At 54.4% G+C, this 15,817-nt stretch carries 15 protein-coding genes and 1 other RNA gene; 6 read left to right on the plus strand and 10 right to left on the minus strand.

Features of this window, described 5'->3' with window-relative positions:
• Nucleotides 1-13: 13 nt before the first annotated feature.
• From mraY to rsmI, 9 genes are all read right to left on the minus strand, one after another.
• Nucleotides 14-1,096 carry a phospho-N-acetylmuramoyl-pentapeptide-transferase gene (mraY, locus tag ACNRUY_RS05790; RefSeq protein WP_488110695.1) on the minus strand — a complete coding sequence of 361 codons (1,083 nt, stop codon included), beginning with the start codon at nt 1,094-1,096 and terminating at the stop codon, nt 14-16.
• Nucleotides 1,097-2,509: a UDP-N-acetylmuramoyl-tripeptide--D-alanyl-D-alanine ligase gene (locus tag ACNRUY_RS05795; protein WP_488110696.1), complete on the minus strand. Its 1,413-nt coding sequence runs from the start codon at nt 2,507-2,509 to the stop codon at nt 1,097-1,099.
• Entirely contained in the window at nt 2,506-4,035 is a 1,530-nt protein-coding gene (locus ACNRUY_RS05800) for a UDP-N-acetylmuramoyl-L-alanyl-D-glutamate--2,6-diaminopimelate ligase (protein WP_488110697.1), read from the minus strand. The genes ACNRUY_RS05795 and ACNRUY_RS05800 overlap by 4 nt, the downstream gene beginning before the upstream one ends.
• Nucleotides 4,036-4,090: 55 nt before the next feature.
• A complete protein-coding gene (locus ACNRUY_RS05805) occupies nt 4,091-5,974 on the minus strand; it encodes a peptidoglycan D,D-transpeptidase FtsI family protein (protein ID WP_488110698.1) in 1,884 nt (627 codons plus the stop codon).
• A complete protein-coding gene (gene ftsL / locus ACNRUY_RS05810; protein ID WP_488110699.1) occupies nt 5,971-6,264 on the minus strand; it encodes a cell division protein FtsL in 294 nt (97 codons plus the stop codon). Before ftsL ends, ACNRUY_RS05805 begins: the two co-directional genes overlap by 4 nt.
• Nucleotides 6,265-6,278: 14 nt before the next feature.
• Nucleotides 6,279-7,202, minus strand: coding sequence for a 16S rRNA (cytosine(1402)-N(4))-methyltransferase RsmH (gene rsmH / locus ACNRUY_RS05815; protein ID WP_488110747.1), 924 nt, complete (start codon nt 7,200-7,202; stop codon nt 6,279-6,281).
• Nucleotides 7,203-7,289: 87 nt separating this feature from the next.
• Nucleotides 7,290-7,745 carry a division/cell wall cluster transcriptional repressor MraZ gene (gene mraZ / locus ACNRUY_RS05820; protein ID WP_488110700.1) on the minus strand — a complete coding sequence of 152 codons (456 nt, stop codon included), beginning with the start codon at nt 7,743-7,745 and terminating at the stop codon, nt 7,290-7,292.
• A 434-nt stretch (nt 7,746-8,179) separates the two neighbouring features.
• Nucleotides 8,180-8,583, minus strand: an RNA gene (rnpB, locus tag ACNRUY_RS05825) — RNase P RNA component class A.
• Nucleotides 8,584-8,706: 123 nt separating this feature from the next.
• Nucleotides 8,707-9,558, minus strand: a complete 852-nt coding sequence (rsmI, locus tag ACNRUY_RS05830) for a 16S rRNA (cytidine(1402)-2'-O)-methyltransferase (RefSeq protein WP_488110701.1) — start codon at nt 9,556-9,558, stop codon at nt 8,707-8,709.
• A 167-nt stretch (nt 9,559-9,725) separates the two neighbouring features.
• Here rsmI and ACNRUY_RS05835 point away from each other — a divergent pair, with 167 nt between their 5' ends.
• From ACNRUY_RS05835 to grcA, 6 genes are all read left to right on the plus strand, one after another.
• Entirely contained in the window at nt 9,726-11,633 is a 1,908-nt protein-coding gene (locus ACNRUY_RS05835; protein WP_488110702.1) for a penicillin-binding protein activator, read from the plus strand.
• Nucleotides 11,634-11,665: 32 nt separating this feature from the next.
• Nucleotides 11,666-12,040, plus strand: coding sequence for a YraN family protein (locus ACNRUY_RS05840; protein ID WP_488110703.1), 375 nt, complete (start codon nt 11,666-11,668; stop codon nt 12,038-12,040).
• A gap of 144 nt (nt 12,041-12,184) precedes the next feature.
• Entirely contained in the window at nt 12,185-12,769 is a 585-nt protein-coding gene (locus ACNRUY_RS05845) for a phosphoheptose isomerase (RefSeq protein ID WP_488110704.1), read from the plus strand.
• A gap of 60 nt (nt 12,770-12,829) precedes the next feature.
• The gene (locus ACNRUY_RS05850; RefSeq protein ID WP_488110705.1) at nt 12,830-13,402 is read left to right on the plus strand and encodes a BON domain-containing protein; all 573 of its coding nucleotides are present in this window, start codon (nt 12,830-12,832) and stop codon (nt 13,400-13,402) included.
• Nucleotides 13,403-13,541: 139 nt separating this feature from the next.
• Entirely contained in the window at nt 13,542-14,864 is a 1,323-nt protein-coding gene (locus ACNRUY_RS05855) for a phytase (protein ID WP_488110706.1), read from the plus strand.
• A 224-nt stretch (nt 14,865-15,088) separates the two neighbouring features.
• On the plus strand, nt 15,089-15,472 hold the full coding sequence (gene grcA, locus ACNRUY_RS05860; protein ID WP_488110707.1) for an autonomous glycyl radical cofactor GrcA: 384 nt from the start codon (nt 15,089-15,091) through the stop codon (nt 15,470-15,472).
• A gap of 90 nt (nt 15,473-15,562) precedes the next feature.
• Here grcA and ACNRUY_RS05865 read toward each other — a convergent pair whose 3' ends face one another.
• A complete protein-coding gene (locus ACNRUY_RS05865) occupies nt 15,563-15,787 on the minus strand; it encodes a YgdI/YgdR family lipoprotein (RefSeq protein ID WP_488110708.1) in 225 nt (74 codons plus the stop codon).
• Nucleotides 15,788-15,817 lie beyond the last annotated feature (30 nt).

Raw genomic sequence — 15,817 nt, forward strand, 5'->3', positions numbered from 1 at the left:
AGCCTGATACCTGTTAGCGAATTTTGAGACTGGCCAGCCCGATCAGCACCAGCACAATGGTGATGATCCAGAACCGGACAATGACCCGGGGTTCCGGCCAGCCCTTCAGTTCAAAGTGATGATGCAGAGGCGCCATACGAAAGATACGACGGCCGGTGAGCTTATAGGAACCCACCTGGAGAATGACCGACACCGTCTCCATCACAAACACCCCACCCATAATCACCAGCACAATTTCCTGGCGGACAATCACCGCGATAACGCCCAACGCAGCTCCCAGAGCCAGGGCACCGACATCCCCCATAAACACCTGGGCCGGGTAGGTATTGAACCAGAGAAAACCGAGTCCGGCGCCAGCCAGAGCCGCACAGAACACCACCAGTTCACCGGAGCCTGACACCGCCGGAATCAGCAGATACTGGGCAAAAGAGGCATGGCCACTAAGATAGGCAAACACCCCCAGGGCGGCCGCCACCATCACCGTTGGCAGAATGGCAAGACCATCCAGGCCATCGGTCAGGTTGACCGCGTTACTGGTTCCCACGATCGTCAAATAGGTCAGCAGAATAAAGGCGGGGCCCAGCTGCAGCGAGGCGTGTTTGAAAAAGGGCAGAATCAGCGTCGTTTCAACGGCGGAAGGCGCCGTCATATACAGGAATATTGCCGCACCCAGCCCGGCCAACGACTGCCAGAACAGCTTCCAGCGGGCAGGCAGCCCCCTTGAGTTTTTCTCCACCACCTTGCGATAGTCGTCTACCCAGCCAACCGCTCCAAACACAGCAGTCACCAATAACACCACCCAGACATAGCGGTTGCTGAGGTTGGCCCATAGCAGGGTACTGATGGCAATACAGATCAGAATCAGTGCGCCGCCCATGGTGGGGGTACCCGCTTTACTGAGATGACTCTGGGGGCCATCATCCCTTACCGACTGACCGATCTGGTGAAAACTGAGCTTTCGAATAAAGTGCGGTCCCAGCCACAGGCTCATACCAAGCGCTGTCAGCACCCCGAAAATAGCGCGCAGGGTCAGGTATTTAAATACCGCAAACCCGTGATAATACTGGGATAAAAAATCTGCCAGCCAGAGCAGCATTCAGGCTTCTCCCTTATAGTCAGGCCCTGCCAGGGCCTTGATAACATCCAACATTTTCATTCCTCTTGACCCTTTGACCAGAACTGACACACCTTTGGCCAGAACCGGCTCAAGCCAGTCAATCAACTCCGGTTTACTGTCAAAATGGCGCCCTTTGCCAAAGGCTTCGCTGGCCAGTCTGGCCGACGGCCCGAAACTGAGAAAATGATCAACCCCCCGCTCGCGGGCGTAACGACCCACTTCCCGATGGCGTTGATCAGACACCTCTCCAAGATCCAGCATATCGCCCATCACCATGATGGTTTTTCCACCACAGTCCGCCAGCTGGTCTACTGCAGCTAGGGTGGCCCGGGGGTTGGCATTGTAGGTTTCATCAATCAGCAGGGCCCCACTGGTGTGATGAAACCGCTGGCCACGACGCTGAAAGGGGCGGGCATTTTCCAGCCCTGAAGCAATAATGTCCAATGGCAGGCCCTGGGCACTGGCCACTGCTGCCGCACAGCAGGCATTGAGAACCTGGTGCTGCCCCCAGAAAGAGAGCCGGACGGGTAAAGACTGCTCTCCCACATGAAGAGTGAAAGCCATACCCGACTCCGTAGACACCACCTGGCTGGCATAACAATCAGCACTCTCGTCAGAAAGGCTGAAGCTGACAACCCGGTTAACCCCGGCTCTGTGGACACGGTCACACCATTCCCGATAAAAAGCGTCATCCCGATTGAGCACAGCGGCCCCCTCTGAACTCAGGGCATCCAGAATAAACCCTTTCTCATGGGCCACCCCCTTTACATCCACCAGATCCGCAAGATGAGTCTCATCCGCGTTGGTAATCAGGGAGATATCCGGACGTCCGAGGCCGGCAATATAGGCAATTTCACCGGGAGAGCTGGTTCCCATCTCAATTACAGCGTATTCATGCCGGGATTCGATACGAAGAAGTGTTAAAGGCACCCCCAGCGCATTATTGAGATTTCCCTCTGTTGCCAGCGTGGGGCCCTGGCCGGAAAACACCGCCATCAGCATCTCTTTGACCGACGTTTTGCCACAGGACCCGGTGACGCCAATGACAACGCCGGAAAAGGCATCACGGTTGGCTGCACCCAGCACACCCAGCGCCTTTCGGGTGTCTGCCACCACAATCTGGGGGATTGCCACGCCTTCCACATTTTCCACATAGTGTTCAGTCAAAGCGGCGCTTGCACCGGCTGCGGCAGCCTGGGCAATATAATCATGCCCGTCGAACCTCGGCCCCTTGATGGCAATAAACAGGTCACCGGACTTCAGCGTCCGGGTATCAATACTGACACCACTGACCTGGACTTCTTCCCGGGACTCATCGCTCTGACAAGAGCCGCCCTGAATAGAGCCACCTACCAGAGTCGCCAGAGTGGACAGGGATAATGTCTGAATCATTGCCCCTCCCTCAGTGCCAGCGCATCCTGAACTTGTTCACGGTCATCAAAATGATGGCGAACCCCATGGATTTCCTGATAATTCTCATGCCCCTTACCGGCCACCACCACAATGTCACCGGGCTCACACCGGGCAATCACACCGGCAATGGCGTCATGGCGGTCAACCACCACTTCCATCCGGTTTTGATCCTGCTCGCTGACCCCTTCAAGGGCATCCCCGATGATTTTCTGAGGGTCCTCAGTTCGGGGATTATCGCTGGTGAGCACTACCCGGTCGGCCCCTTCCAGGGCGGCAGCCGTCATCAACGGGCGCTTGCCGGGATCCCGGTCACCGCCGCAACCGTATATGCAGACCAGCCTGCGGGCACCATGCTCACGCAAGGCGCTGAGCACACTTTTTATGGCGTCCGGGGTATGGGCATAATCGACCAGCACCAAAGGCTGGCTACCACCGCCAAACTGCTGCATGCGCCCGGGAGGCGTGGTGAGATCCTGAATCGCCTCAAGGATCTTATTCAGCGGATAACCCTGTACCCCAAGGACAGCAATGACTGCCAACAGGTTTTCCAGATTGAAACGACCCAGCAAGGCCGTTTCCAGCTGGCCAATGCCCCAGGGCGTATGAATCTCTGCGGTAAAACCTTGAGTGTGGGCCTGCAGGTGGCTGGCAAATACATCCGCCGACGTATCCGACAGTGACCAGGTAGTAACCGGAACATGATCCGGGCAGGCGTTGAGCATCAGCTCCGAAAAAGCATCGTCCCTGCCAATAACAGCATGACGGTAGTCGTTCTCAGAGAACAGCCTGGCCTTGGCCGCAGCGTACTCCTCCAGCGTTCCGTGATAATCCAGATGATCCCGGCTGATATGGGTGAACAGCGCCACTTCAAAAGTCACTCCCGCTACCCGCCCCTGGTCCAGACCATGGGAAGAGACCTCCATGGCCACTGCAGGAATCGATTGCGTCACCAGTTCTGCCAGATACTGTTGAAGGGACACGATATCAGAAGTTGTATTCAGTGAGGCTTTCAGGTTTCCGGGCATTCCCTGGCCTACAGTTCCCATCAGGGCGCAGGGCTGACCAAGGTGCTCAAGAATCTGGGAAAGATACCAGCAGCAGGAGGTTTTACCATTGGTGCCAGTCACCCCCATTACCTTGATTTTTTCAGAAGGCCGCCGATAGAACCGATCAGCGAGCATTCCGACTTTTTCCTTCAAACCGGCCACAGGAATCACCGGACAGGAGGAAACCAAAGACTCTCTCTCAAAGCCATCACTGAAAAAGTGTGTCGGCTCCAGGCCATCGCTGTTATCAAACAGGATCGCAGCCGCTCCCTGGCGACAAGCGTCTTCTATAAAGCGCCTGCCATCCACTTGCAAACCGGGAACGGCAATAAACAACTCACCCCCGGCAATCTTTCGATTGTCGAGGGTCAGGTGACTCACTGTTTTATCCTCCTTCACGGGAGGCCTCTGCAAATAGGCCAAAACTCCATTCAGAGTCTGTCCTGTCTGTGCTGTCATTGCTATTCCTGTCAAAACGCCTGCTATAAAGCGTTATCCGTAAAAACTGCTCACTCTAGCCTTCATTGACGGAAACCGGGGCAGATGCCTTTTCTACCGGTAACCGGAATCCATAACCCTGCCAGGGTTCAGAGCCCTGGAGATGCCTGTCCGCGGTCAACACTTTCTGGCTGCGGGGCTCAACACCCAGCATTCTCAATGCACCCGATGCTACCTTTGAAAACACCGGCGCCGCGGTCAACCCGCCGTAGTACGACTTGCCCTGGGGGTCATCAATCACAACCACAATGGCAAGGCGGGGCTTGTCGATCGGTGCCAGCCCGGCAAACATGCCGATATGGTGATCCTCTGAATAACCACTGTTGACCACCTTGCGGGCAGTCCCTGTTTTCCCACCCACGTCATAGGCTTCAATTTTGGCACGACGCCCGGACCCACCATGAACCACCGCCTTGAGCATATTGCGAAGGTCTCTGGCAATGGAGGCATCCATGATGCGGACGCCCTCCGGCACAACATCCCTTTTTATCAGGGAGACCGGACGCATTATCCCATCAGCCCCAAGCGCCATGTACGCCTGAGCCAACTGCAAAGGCGTTACCGTCAACCCGTAGCCAAAAGAGAGCGTGGCGATTTCGATGTCGCTCCAGCGATCCCGGTAAGGGAGGTAACCGGGGTTCTCTCCAGGAAAGCCGGTTCCCGTACTCTGACCAAGCCCCAGACGCTGCATCATATCCAGGACTTTATCCGGCCCTATAGCCAGGGCCATTTTAGAGACGCCCATATTACTGGACTTGACCAGGACCGTTGTCAGATCAATTGCGCCATAGTTACGCATGTCTCGAACCTGATCCCGCCCAAGGCGCATATAACCCGGTGCAGTCTGGATCACGGTATCCCGCTTATATTGTCCGGACTCAAGAGCCGCTGCCACCGTAAAGGGCTTAAGAGTTGAGCCGGGCTCCATCATATCGGTCACGGCCCGGTTCCTCATGCGGTACGCCTTCATACCAGACCGGTTGTTCGGGTTGTAGCTGGGCTGATTGACCATTGCCAGCACTTCACCGGTTTCAACATCCAGCATCACCAGAGAGCCTGCTTTTGCCTGGTGAGCCTCAACCGCCTTTTTCAACTCACGGTAAGCCATATACTGCAGCCGGAGATCAATACTGAGCATCAGCTCTTTACCGGGGCTGGCGCTCTTGACCAGTTCCGCCTGGCGAACCAGCTGACCTTTACGGTCTTTCAGAACTCTCCGTTTTCCAGGCTCTCCGGACAGCCAGTCATTGTAGGCCAGTTCCATGCCTTCCTGACCAACCTCATCAATATCCGTAAACCCTACCAGGTGAGAAGTCACTTCCGCCGCGGGGTAGTAACGTCGTTGCTCGTGCTTCACCTGAACGCCGGGCACTCTCAGCGCCTTGACTTTCGCACCCGCTTCAGGCGTCATCTGCCGACGGAGATAGACAAACTCACGCCCTTTGGCCGCACTGACCTTTCTGGCCAGCCAGTCCTCAGACTTTCCCAGGGCACGGGCCAGTTCAGGCCAGCGCTTTCGTGCTCCAAGCAGCTCGTCCGGCACAGCCCAAAGGGTAACCACCGGTGTACTGACGGCAAGAGGGTCGCCATTCCGGTCAAATATAACCCCACGGTGAGCGGCAATGGACTCATATCGAACAGAGCGTTTATCCCCTTCGTTCTGGAGGAAATGCCGATCCAGTAACTGCAGGTCGACAATCCGGTAACCAATGCTCAGGCCCGCCAGGACCAAAAGGGCCTGCACGGTTTTCAGGCGCCACTTTTTTGCCAGGCTCTTTGCCCAGCTGTCCGCCCATGCATGACTTGCCAGGCCGAAAAAAGGCGCTTTTTTCTTACGAGAGTGCCTGTCCCGAACACGGGACACCCCGGACTTCCGGCTTTTACCTTCAACCCTGCTCACGGGCGCACCCTCTCAATGCGACCGGATCCCGGAACTTCCATACCCAGCCTCTCCCTGGCCAGTTTCTCAATACGCCCAGGTGCCGTCAGGGTGCTGTGCTCCAGCAGCAGCTTCCCCCACTCCACCTGGGCACTGTTTCTGTTTTCCAGCTCCTGCTGGATATTGTTGTGCAGCCGCCGGTTCTCATAGGAGACATACCCCACCGACAAACCGGAAAACACCACAAGCAGCAGCAGAAACAGCGTGACATAACTGCGTAAAAACAAATCTTTCAGCTGCGCTGCACCCATGTCTGCACCAAAGATCACACCAGTTTTTCAGCCACACGCATAATGGAGCTGCGTGCCCTTGGGTTTTCGGCAACTTCCTCCTGGGAAGGCTTGACCGCTTTTCCCAGACTCTTCATTCGGCGATTCAGCTGGTCCTCTGTCACCGGCAACCAGCTGGGCAGTTCATCCCCTTTCTGGTGCTTCCGGATAAACCGTTTGGCGATCCTGTCTTCCAGAGAGTGGAAACTGATCACCACCAGGCGTCCACCGGGCTTCAACTTTTCCAGCGCCCGATCCAGACAGAGCACCAGATCATCCAGCTCCCGGTTGATGTGGATCCGGATCGCCTGAAACGCCCTGGTCGCAGGATGCTTACCCTTCTCCCGGGTCGGGCAGGCGGCAGCAATAATATTGGCCAGCCGTCGGGTGGTCAGGATGGGTTCCAGTTCCCGCTCCCGGACAATGGCCCTGGCCATTCTTCGGGAAAAACGGTCTTCGCCGTATTCCCAGATGACCTTGCTGATCTCCTGCTCCTCTGCCCTGGCCAGCCACTGGGCAGCACTTTCACCCTGCTGATGATTCATTCTCATATCCAGGGGGCCATCATTCATAAAGCTGAAGCCCCGCTCCGGGTCATCCAGTTGAGGGGACGAAACCCCAAGATCCAGCAAAATACCGTCCACAGGGTCGTCGCCATTGACCTGATCGATATCTGTGAAGGATCCGTGATGTATCGAAAAACGGTGATCCTCCAACGCCAGCTTCTCACCGGTGGCAATGGCCGCCGGATCTTTATCGATGCCAATCAGTCGCCCCTGGTCAGACAACCCCTCCAGCAACAAACGGCTATGACCACCCCGGCCAAAGGTTCCGTCTACATAGGTGCCATCCGGATCAGTCAGCAATGCCTCCACCGCCTCATGGAGCAGAACCGTTTTGTGCTCCGGCGATGACGTCATAGATGCCTCAATTGAAGGCTCATCCGCCGATTGATCCGGGTTATTACTACCATCTACTGCTTTCATAAAGCTTTCACAAAAAATGTCTCACAAAGACAGTGACTGCAGTTCAACTGGAACTTCTTCCGCTTCACTGGCTTCTTTCAGATACTGGTCACGGCGCTCAGTCCAGCAACCCTCATCCCATAATTCAAACTTCTTGCCCTGACCCAGCAAAATGCTTTTCTTTTCAAGGCCTGCATAATCGCGCAATAAAGGGGGAACAAGAATACGACCACTGCCATCAAGTTCAATGTCCGTGGCATGGCCGATCAATAATCGCTGGATCCGGCGGGTCATGGGATGAAAACTGGGTAACGCTTCAATTTTCTGCTGAATAAGCTCCCATTCATCCAGAGGGTAGATCAACAGGCAGGGTTCATCGGTATCGATGGTGGCCACCAGAGCACCGTCACAACGATCCCGCAATACCTGCCGATAACGGGTAGGTATGGCAAGACGTCCCTTGGCGTCCAGATTGATGGCATTCACACCTCGAAACAACCGTCTTTCTCCCTGGCCGGGCGGTCACTCAACCTTTACAACCTCTTCTGTCGCCACCCTAACCCACTAAAGTTTGAACATTGACCCACTTTTATCCACTTTGCACCACTAAAGCACACTATAGAAACCTTGAAAACCCACGTCAAGCGGGGCTTCTACCTGAACAGAAGAGGCACGGATAGAAAAAAGACAGAGCCCATCTACCAGAAAAGGAGAAAGCAGACGCAGGGCAACCCATCAGCCAGATGCAAGAGCCATCAACAATCAAAGACAAAGAAAGGAAAATGAAGAGAAAACAAATGCCACCGCACTAAGCAGTTTTTTTTCAATCAACCAGAAGAGAAGAGCAACGTTGTAAGACAGCGATCATTTACCCAAAAAGAATCTGGAAAATGCCTTCCACAGAAATGCTGCAACGAAAAAACAGAAAAATAAACACGAGTTGGCCTGTAAGCCGGGTTCTGTCCAGCCTGTCAAACAGGCCTGGGCAGTCATTCATCTGGGATGTCTGTCGCCAGACACCTCAAGCAACCTACCCGAATCCAGTGCGGGTACACACCTACAGGATTCCTATTTGGTCTTGCTCCAGGCGGGGTTTACCGTGCCATGAACTGTTACCAGCCATGCGGTGCGCTCTTACCGCACCCTTTCACCCTTACCGGTCAACCCTCTTCAAGAAAAGGTTTGACTTAGGCGGTCTACTCTCTGCTGCACTTTCCGTAGGCTTTCGCCCCCCAGGCGTTACCTGGCGCCCTACCCTGTGGAGCCCGGACTTTCCTCCATCCACCTCCGCTTCTATAAAAGAACAGAGACAGACAGCGACTGCCCGGCCAACTCGAGGCGGCGAATAGTACTCGCCAGCGCACCGTTAATCAACCCCAAGGGCCAGAACACCCTGCCACCTATCACTCTCCTTTCCCATGAAACAGCTTCTGCCTCATACCCTGCAGCCATTTTACGACTATTCAAGGCCTCCCTCTTTAATGGCAAGCCCTCTCTCATACAGCGCCTTCTTTCGGAAACCCGTCAGATCAGACACCACGGCAGCGGCCTTTTTCAGGGGCAACTCAACCATAAGCCGGACCAGCATTTTCTCAGCATCGGCATCAATACTCTGATCAACCTCTTCCTTAAGACCTTCCACCAGAACCACAAACTCCCCCTTTCTCTGATTTGCATCCGATGCCACAACCTCCCGAACCTCAGCAACAGGGCCTGCAATCACAGTCTCAAAGGTTTTGGTCATTTCCCGGGCCAGAACAATATAGCGACCCTCCCCCAATACCCTCTGAACATCCTCCAGGCAATCCAGAATACGATGGGGAGACTCATAAAAACCCCAGGTATTGGGAAAAGCACAAAGCTCATCCAGCCGTTTACACCGCCCCGAACTTTTGGCCGGAAGAAAGCCTTCGAAGAAAAAGCGGTCGGTTGCCAGACCCGCTACGGAAAGCGCAGAAATAAAGGCACAAGCGCCGGGAACCGGAATCACTGGAAAGCCCGCCTGCCGCACACTTCTGACCAGAAAAAAACCGGGATCTGAAATCAACGGCGTTCCCGCATCACTGACCAGAGCCACAGACGCCCCCGCACTCATTCTTCCCAGAATCTGCTCTGCCTGCTGCCGCTCGTTATGGTCATGACAGGGAATCATGGGTGTTTCAATTCCGAAGTGGTTCATCAGCCGACGGCTGTGACGGGTATCTTCCGCGGCAATCACATCCACCTTTTTCAGGACCTCTATGGCCCTCGGCGTCATATCACCAAGATTACCAATAGGGGTTGATACAATATACAAGGCACTATCAGACATAAAAACCGCTGCTCATCCAGTTTTACAGACGCCATCTTAACCCAGGCATCCTCAAAAAAAATAATCTATAGTTTCACTCCCCTGCCCTGTGTACAATCAGTGGGACTCACAAGGAAGCACCACAGCCAACCCGACATTGAAGACAACCGAGCGGCCAGCAATACCTGATGACGACGTATACCAGCACCCTTGGAAGATTGCCTGCTTTTGCATTCGTGACCATCGCCACCCTGCTGATGACAGCCTGCTCATCAGGACCATCGGTCAATACCAGCCAGCCTTCCACCCTCCCCCAGCATCAGAGCATTGACCAGCGCCTGATTCTGGCTGCCCGCACCCACTACCCGGAACGGGCCAGATTGACCCTGGAGATCACCAGAGAGCTGTTATTCTCTTCACCGGAACAAGTGAAGACCCTTCTGGATGAAATGCCCTATGATGAACTACCTCGGGATATCCAGGCCCACCTGGCAGTTCAGCAGGCAACCATTGCCCAGATACACAAAAAAAACTGGGAGGTCTTTGAATGGCTGGACCGCGAGCCAGTCATCAGCAGCAACGACCCGGAGATCATTGGGCAGTCACACATCCTCAAGGCCCTCACCTATTCCCGCTTTGGCGAATTCAAAGCCGCTCTGGACGAATGGCTACTGGCCAGCCCCCTGCTCAGCGAGGAGCAGAAAACCGCTTATTACGACAGTTTCTGGCAAACACTGCTTCATGCGCCCAGGACCACCCTGGAATCCCTCTATAACCGCGAGACCTCCACCAGCCTTCGAGGCTGGCTGAGCCTTGCCATGATTTATCAGTCCGAAACCCCACTTGACCAGCAACTGACCAGCCTGCAGCAGTGGAGAAGTCAATGGCCCGGTCACCCGGCTGCAGCCTACCTGCCCGACAACTTTGACAGCATCAGGGCCAGCGCCCTGCAAAAACCCCAGAAAATAGCCATCCTGCTCCCCCTGTCCGGAGGCCTTGGCAAAGCAGGCCGATCAGTCCGGGATGGCATCATAACCGCCCACTATGAAGCAGCAATAAACAGCCAGGACCCGCAACCAGAACTTCAGTTCTATAACACCCATAACACCGCCATTAACGACCTGGCACAGCAAGCCATGGAAGAGGGAGCCCAACTGATCATCGGTCCCCTTAGCAAAGCCAATGTCAGACGCCTTCAGGCCGAACCGGTTCAAGGCATCCCCCTTCTGGCCCTGAACTACGTCAATGACAAAATCGAAGATAACCAGAATAACTCCATGAGCCCCCTGCTTCCCCCACCCCGGAACGCCAACCTTTACCAGTTTGGCCTTTCAGCCGAAGACGAAGCCCAAATGGCAGCCCACAGGGGCAAGCTGGACGGACACCGCCGTGCAATTGTTATCACCCCGGACTCAGACTGGGGCCGAAAAGTCAGCCAAACCTTTATCAACACCTGGCAGACACTGGATGGGGAAATCATCGCCTCAGCCCAATTTAATGCATCCACCCAATTCAGCCAGATGACCGGGAAGCTTCTTCACACCGACCAGAGTGAGGCAAGAGCCCGACAGCTGAGTCGCCAGCTTGGGGAAAAACTGGGATTCCAGGCTCGTCGCCGCCAGGACGTAGACATGGTCTTTATCGGTGCCAACCCGGAAGAAGCCCGACAAATCAAGCCAGCCCTGGCCTACCAGTACGCAGGCAACGTGCCCGTCTATGCCACTTCAAACGCCTTTTCCGGCAGAACCAACCCCAGCCAGGATCAGGACATGAACGGCATCCGCATCCCGGTCATGCCCTGGCTGACCCCCGGAACAACCACCCAGCTGGAGCAAAAAATCAACAAACTGTGGCCCCAGTCCCGCACTCAATACGGCTCATTGTTCGCCCTTGGCGTGGATGCTTATCACCTCTACCCCCGACTTCAGCAACTGATCAGCCTTCAGGGCAGCCAGATCCAGGGACTGACCGGTTCCCTTAGCATCAGTCCCGACGGCAAGGTGCACCGGGAGCTTTCCTGGCAACTGTTCCGGGGCGGACGACTGACCCCACTGCCGATCCCCCGGCAGATAAACGACGATTTATCAAACCTGTAGATCCCTTTCTGTTCACGGCTGATTTTAAATCAATGTTCTGGACTCTTAAGGTCAGCAACCCGGCAGGATGGAAGGCAGAAAGAGAAGCCCTGGGTTTTCTGAAACGCCAGGGCCTGACTTTTCTTACAAAGAACTTTGCCTGCAAAACCGGCGAAGTTGACCTCATTATGCTGGACAATGAAACACTGGTATTTATTGAGGTCCGCTACCGATGCAAAAGCCGCTTTGGCAGTGCTGCGGACTCAATCACCCACCGAAAACAGCAGAAAATTCGTTGTACCGCCGCCCTCTATCTCCAGAAAAACCGCCAGCACAACCACCGAACCTGCCGATTTGACACCCTGTCCATCAACAGCCATGACTCGGAAGGGAAAAACCGCTTACAATGGATTAAGGGCGCATTTTGAATCTCTGGAACCACTTTAAACCGGGCGCCGATTTTCTTTTTCGTTGCGGTTCCTGTAAAAAGGATCATGAAGACAGCCACTCCCTTTTTCAAATCCATCTGGACTCAATATCCACCCGGCTGTTTTCACTCATGGGTTTAAGGCATGCAAGAACGTATCACTCAACATTTTTCAGACAGCATTGATGCCAAGATCCGCGCGGCTGACACACTCCCACCACTGATCGCTGAAGCTGCAGAAATGATGGTGCAGACCCTGCTCAGTGAAGGCAAAATTCTGGCCTGCGGGAACGGGGGAGCGGCCGGTGACGCCCAGCACTTCGTCTCTGAGCTTCTCAACCGCTATGACCGGGAGCGGCCAGCCCTACCAGCGCTTTCTCTGTGTGCCGACAGCCTGACCATGAGCTCCATTGCCAACGATTCCAGTTACAACGAAGTGTTTTCAAAACAGATTCGGGCCCTGGGCCAGGAAGGGGATGTGTTGCTGGCCATTTCCGCCAATGGCAACTGTCCGAATATGGTTCAGGCCATTCAGGCGGCCCATGACCGAAACATACAGGTAGTCGCCCTGACCGGAAAAGACGGCGGCGACATGGCAAGACTGCTGCACCCGGAGGAAGTGGAGATCCGGGTGCCCGATAACAGCCCCCATCGCATTCAGGAGGTGCACACGCTGATCATACACTGCATCTGCGACCTGATTGATGAATTCCTTTTTTCCGGGGGATAAGCACGCATTCCAACGTATCAGCCTTTCAACACTCAAGAGGAAATTATGCAGGGGGAGTTTATGAAGCCCATTGGAGCAATTCTGCTGACTGGACTGTTAACCTTGCTCAGCGGCTGCGCAGCCTTGGTGGACTCAGTCAATGAGGAACCCATTAAAATCGACAAAGACCAGCGCACCTGGGGCAGCTGGATGGACGATCAGACCATTGAAACCGTCGCTTCAGTCAACATCAACAAGGCCGACCCGGCACTTCGGGAGTCCAGAGTCAAAGTCGTCAGCTTCAACGGTATTGTTCTGCTGATCGGCCAGGTTCCCAACCAGAGACTGAAAGAACTGGCTGGTGCCACTGCCCAGCGAGTCGAGAAAGTCCGACAGGTCTATAACGAGCTGGATATTGGTGACAATGCTGACATCGTCGTGCAAAGCAACGACAGCTGGCTAACCACCAAAATCAAGACCGCCATGGTCACCAATGAAGCCATTGTGGCGGACCGGATTAAAATCAACACCGAACGCGGAACGGTTTACCTGATGGGTCTGGTCACACCAGAGACCGCCCAGGAAGCCTCAGCCATTGCCGCCAACACCTATGGCGTGCAAAAGGTTGTCAAGGTATTTGAATACGTTCGTTAAGCCCAACAGCCATTCAACCCTCCCCACCGGGGAGGGGCCAGCCCTTCCTGACTGACTCCCCGCACTGTAACAAAGCTGGAATATAGGGAATGTACAGTATTCCCCTCCAACAACGGGAATAAGTCACAGGAACCCCACCATGAGAAAAAGGATTGTTCTTGCGTTTGCTGCACTCCTGACCGCCCTCCAGGCGGTCAATGCTCACTCCACCAGTGTTCAGGCTGTCATTGAGTCAAGACCCCACTTTGACGACGAGGCTGGACATAACTCGGATGCCGATGACCCGGCTATCTGGGTGCACCCTTACCAGCCCCGGAAAAGCCTGGTCATAGCAACCCTGAAAGAAGGTGGACTGGACGTTTACAACCTCGAAGGACAACTGCTCCAACACATCCCGGCGCCTCCCCCGCCCACCGGGGAAGACCGCCCCGGCCGCTTTAACAATGTCGACCTGATTTATGACTTCCCCATGGGAAATAACACTTCAGACCTTGCCGTGGTCACTGACCGGGGTTATGACCAGTTACGCATCTTCCGGATTGACCGGAAAAACCGGAACGCCCTGCTCAAGGAAGTCACTGCAGCTCATGCACCATGGATTTTTTCCAGCAATCAAGAGGAGGTCAACGATAAGGCCACCGCCTATGGACTGGCGACAGTGAAACCCTATACCACAGGCACCGCCTTTGCCTTTGTCAGCCGCAATGACAGAACAGACATCGCCAAACTGGTGCTCTATTCCCAGGGAGAAGACAAAGTGAACTATGCCATTGCCGAGCGGTTCAACGTCAACAGCCAGTTCACCCTGCCCAACGGCGCTCTATGGCAAGCCTGCAGAGAAGACGATGACGAAGAACCCCATGTAGAAGGCATGGTAGTCGACAAGCACCGCGGACTTCTTTACATGGCCCAGGAAGACGTCGGCCTGTTGAAAACCTCAATCTGGAAGGCGGAGAGCATCGAGCTGGTTGATACCGTTAAAGAGTATGGTGTTCCCTACTCCCGTATCTGGGACGACAGTGAAGAAGAATATATCTGCCAACTCGACTATAACAACGACCCCGGATTTGGCGGCAAGCACCTTTCAGCCGACGTAGAAGGCCTGGCCATCTATGATGCCGGCTTTGGTCAAGGCTATCTGCTGGCTTCCAGCCAGTCCGACAATAAGTTTGTTTTATACAGCCGGGATGAAGGCAACCCCTATATGGGCGAGTTCAATATCACTCCAGGCTCTGTGGATGGCGTGGAGCACACCGACGGAGCTGCCCTCACCAACGCCCGACTGGGCTGGCGATTCCGTGAAGGGCTGCTGGTCGTTCACGATGGCAACAACACCCCGGAAGCCACCAGTCCTGAAGGAGAAACCCGGGACAATACCAATTTCAAATGGGTCCGATGGCAGGATATTGCCACCCCTCTCGGGCTCAGAATTGAAAACCATGACCGAAGTCGAGACCAATAATCAGCCTCACTGATGGAGAGGTTAAATCCTCTCCATCTGATGACTGAACACTCACTCTCGCCACAACCGGTACAAGACAAAGCTTTGCTTCAAGTCAATAATTTACAGCAATACCCGCCAGAAAAAACACTTTCATTGATCTCGGCTAATACCTAGATATCACTCAGGCATCAGCTGTTAGGATGCAAAAACTTTTTGAACTTGAACAGAAAGGGATCAGAAAAATGAAAGGCATTCAGATTACTGCCAGCGACAACAGCGCCCTGATTAACTCCATCTGGCTTATGGATGAAGCCGCCGGTGAAGCCCGGTTGATCTGCGCCAAAACCGACGAATTCAAGGAAGACGAAGTAGTGGCCCTGGAGAAACTGGGTCAATTCGAATCCCGGGAACTCGAACTGGAAGTTCAGGAAAGCACTGCCCGTGAAGGCGGCCAACACCTGAACGTCAATGTTCTGTCCCGGGAAATGCTGGAAGACGCTGCCGCTAATCCAGAAAAGTACCCTTCTCTCACCATCCGGGTTTCCGGTTACGCTGTACGCTTTAACTCACTGACTCCAGAGCAGCAGCGCGACGTCATCACCCGTACCTTCACCCAGGAAATGTAAACAGTCGCTGAGCAGCAACTGTGAAAAGGGGAAGAATCCAATTGAACACCTTCCCCTCACTCACCAGCGAGTGAGGGGCGTTACACCTCTTTATTTTTTCTCTATCTTCAGAACCTGGTCTCCATTAATACTGGCATCGGTTCCATCCTCTTCCTGGTATTCATAAAAACCATCCCGATTCATGCTGGGCGTATTCCTGGTATCAATCTGCTCACCATCCTTCAACGTAATAATATGCGGCGATGGACACCCCACCAGAAAGAAGACACAGAAAACCACCAATAACAGAGCCGGCAGACCGGTTACCCGCTTCATAGGAAGATACTCCCAAGGAAAACAGGCATT

Source organism: Endozoicomonas sp. Z74 (assembly GCF_057680865.1).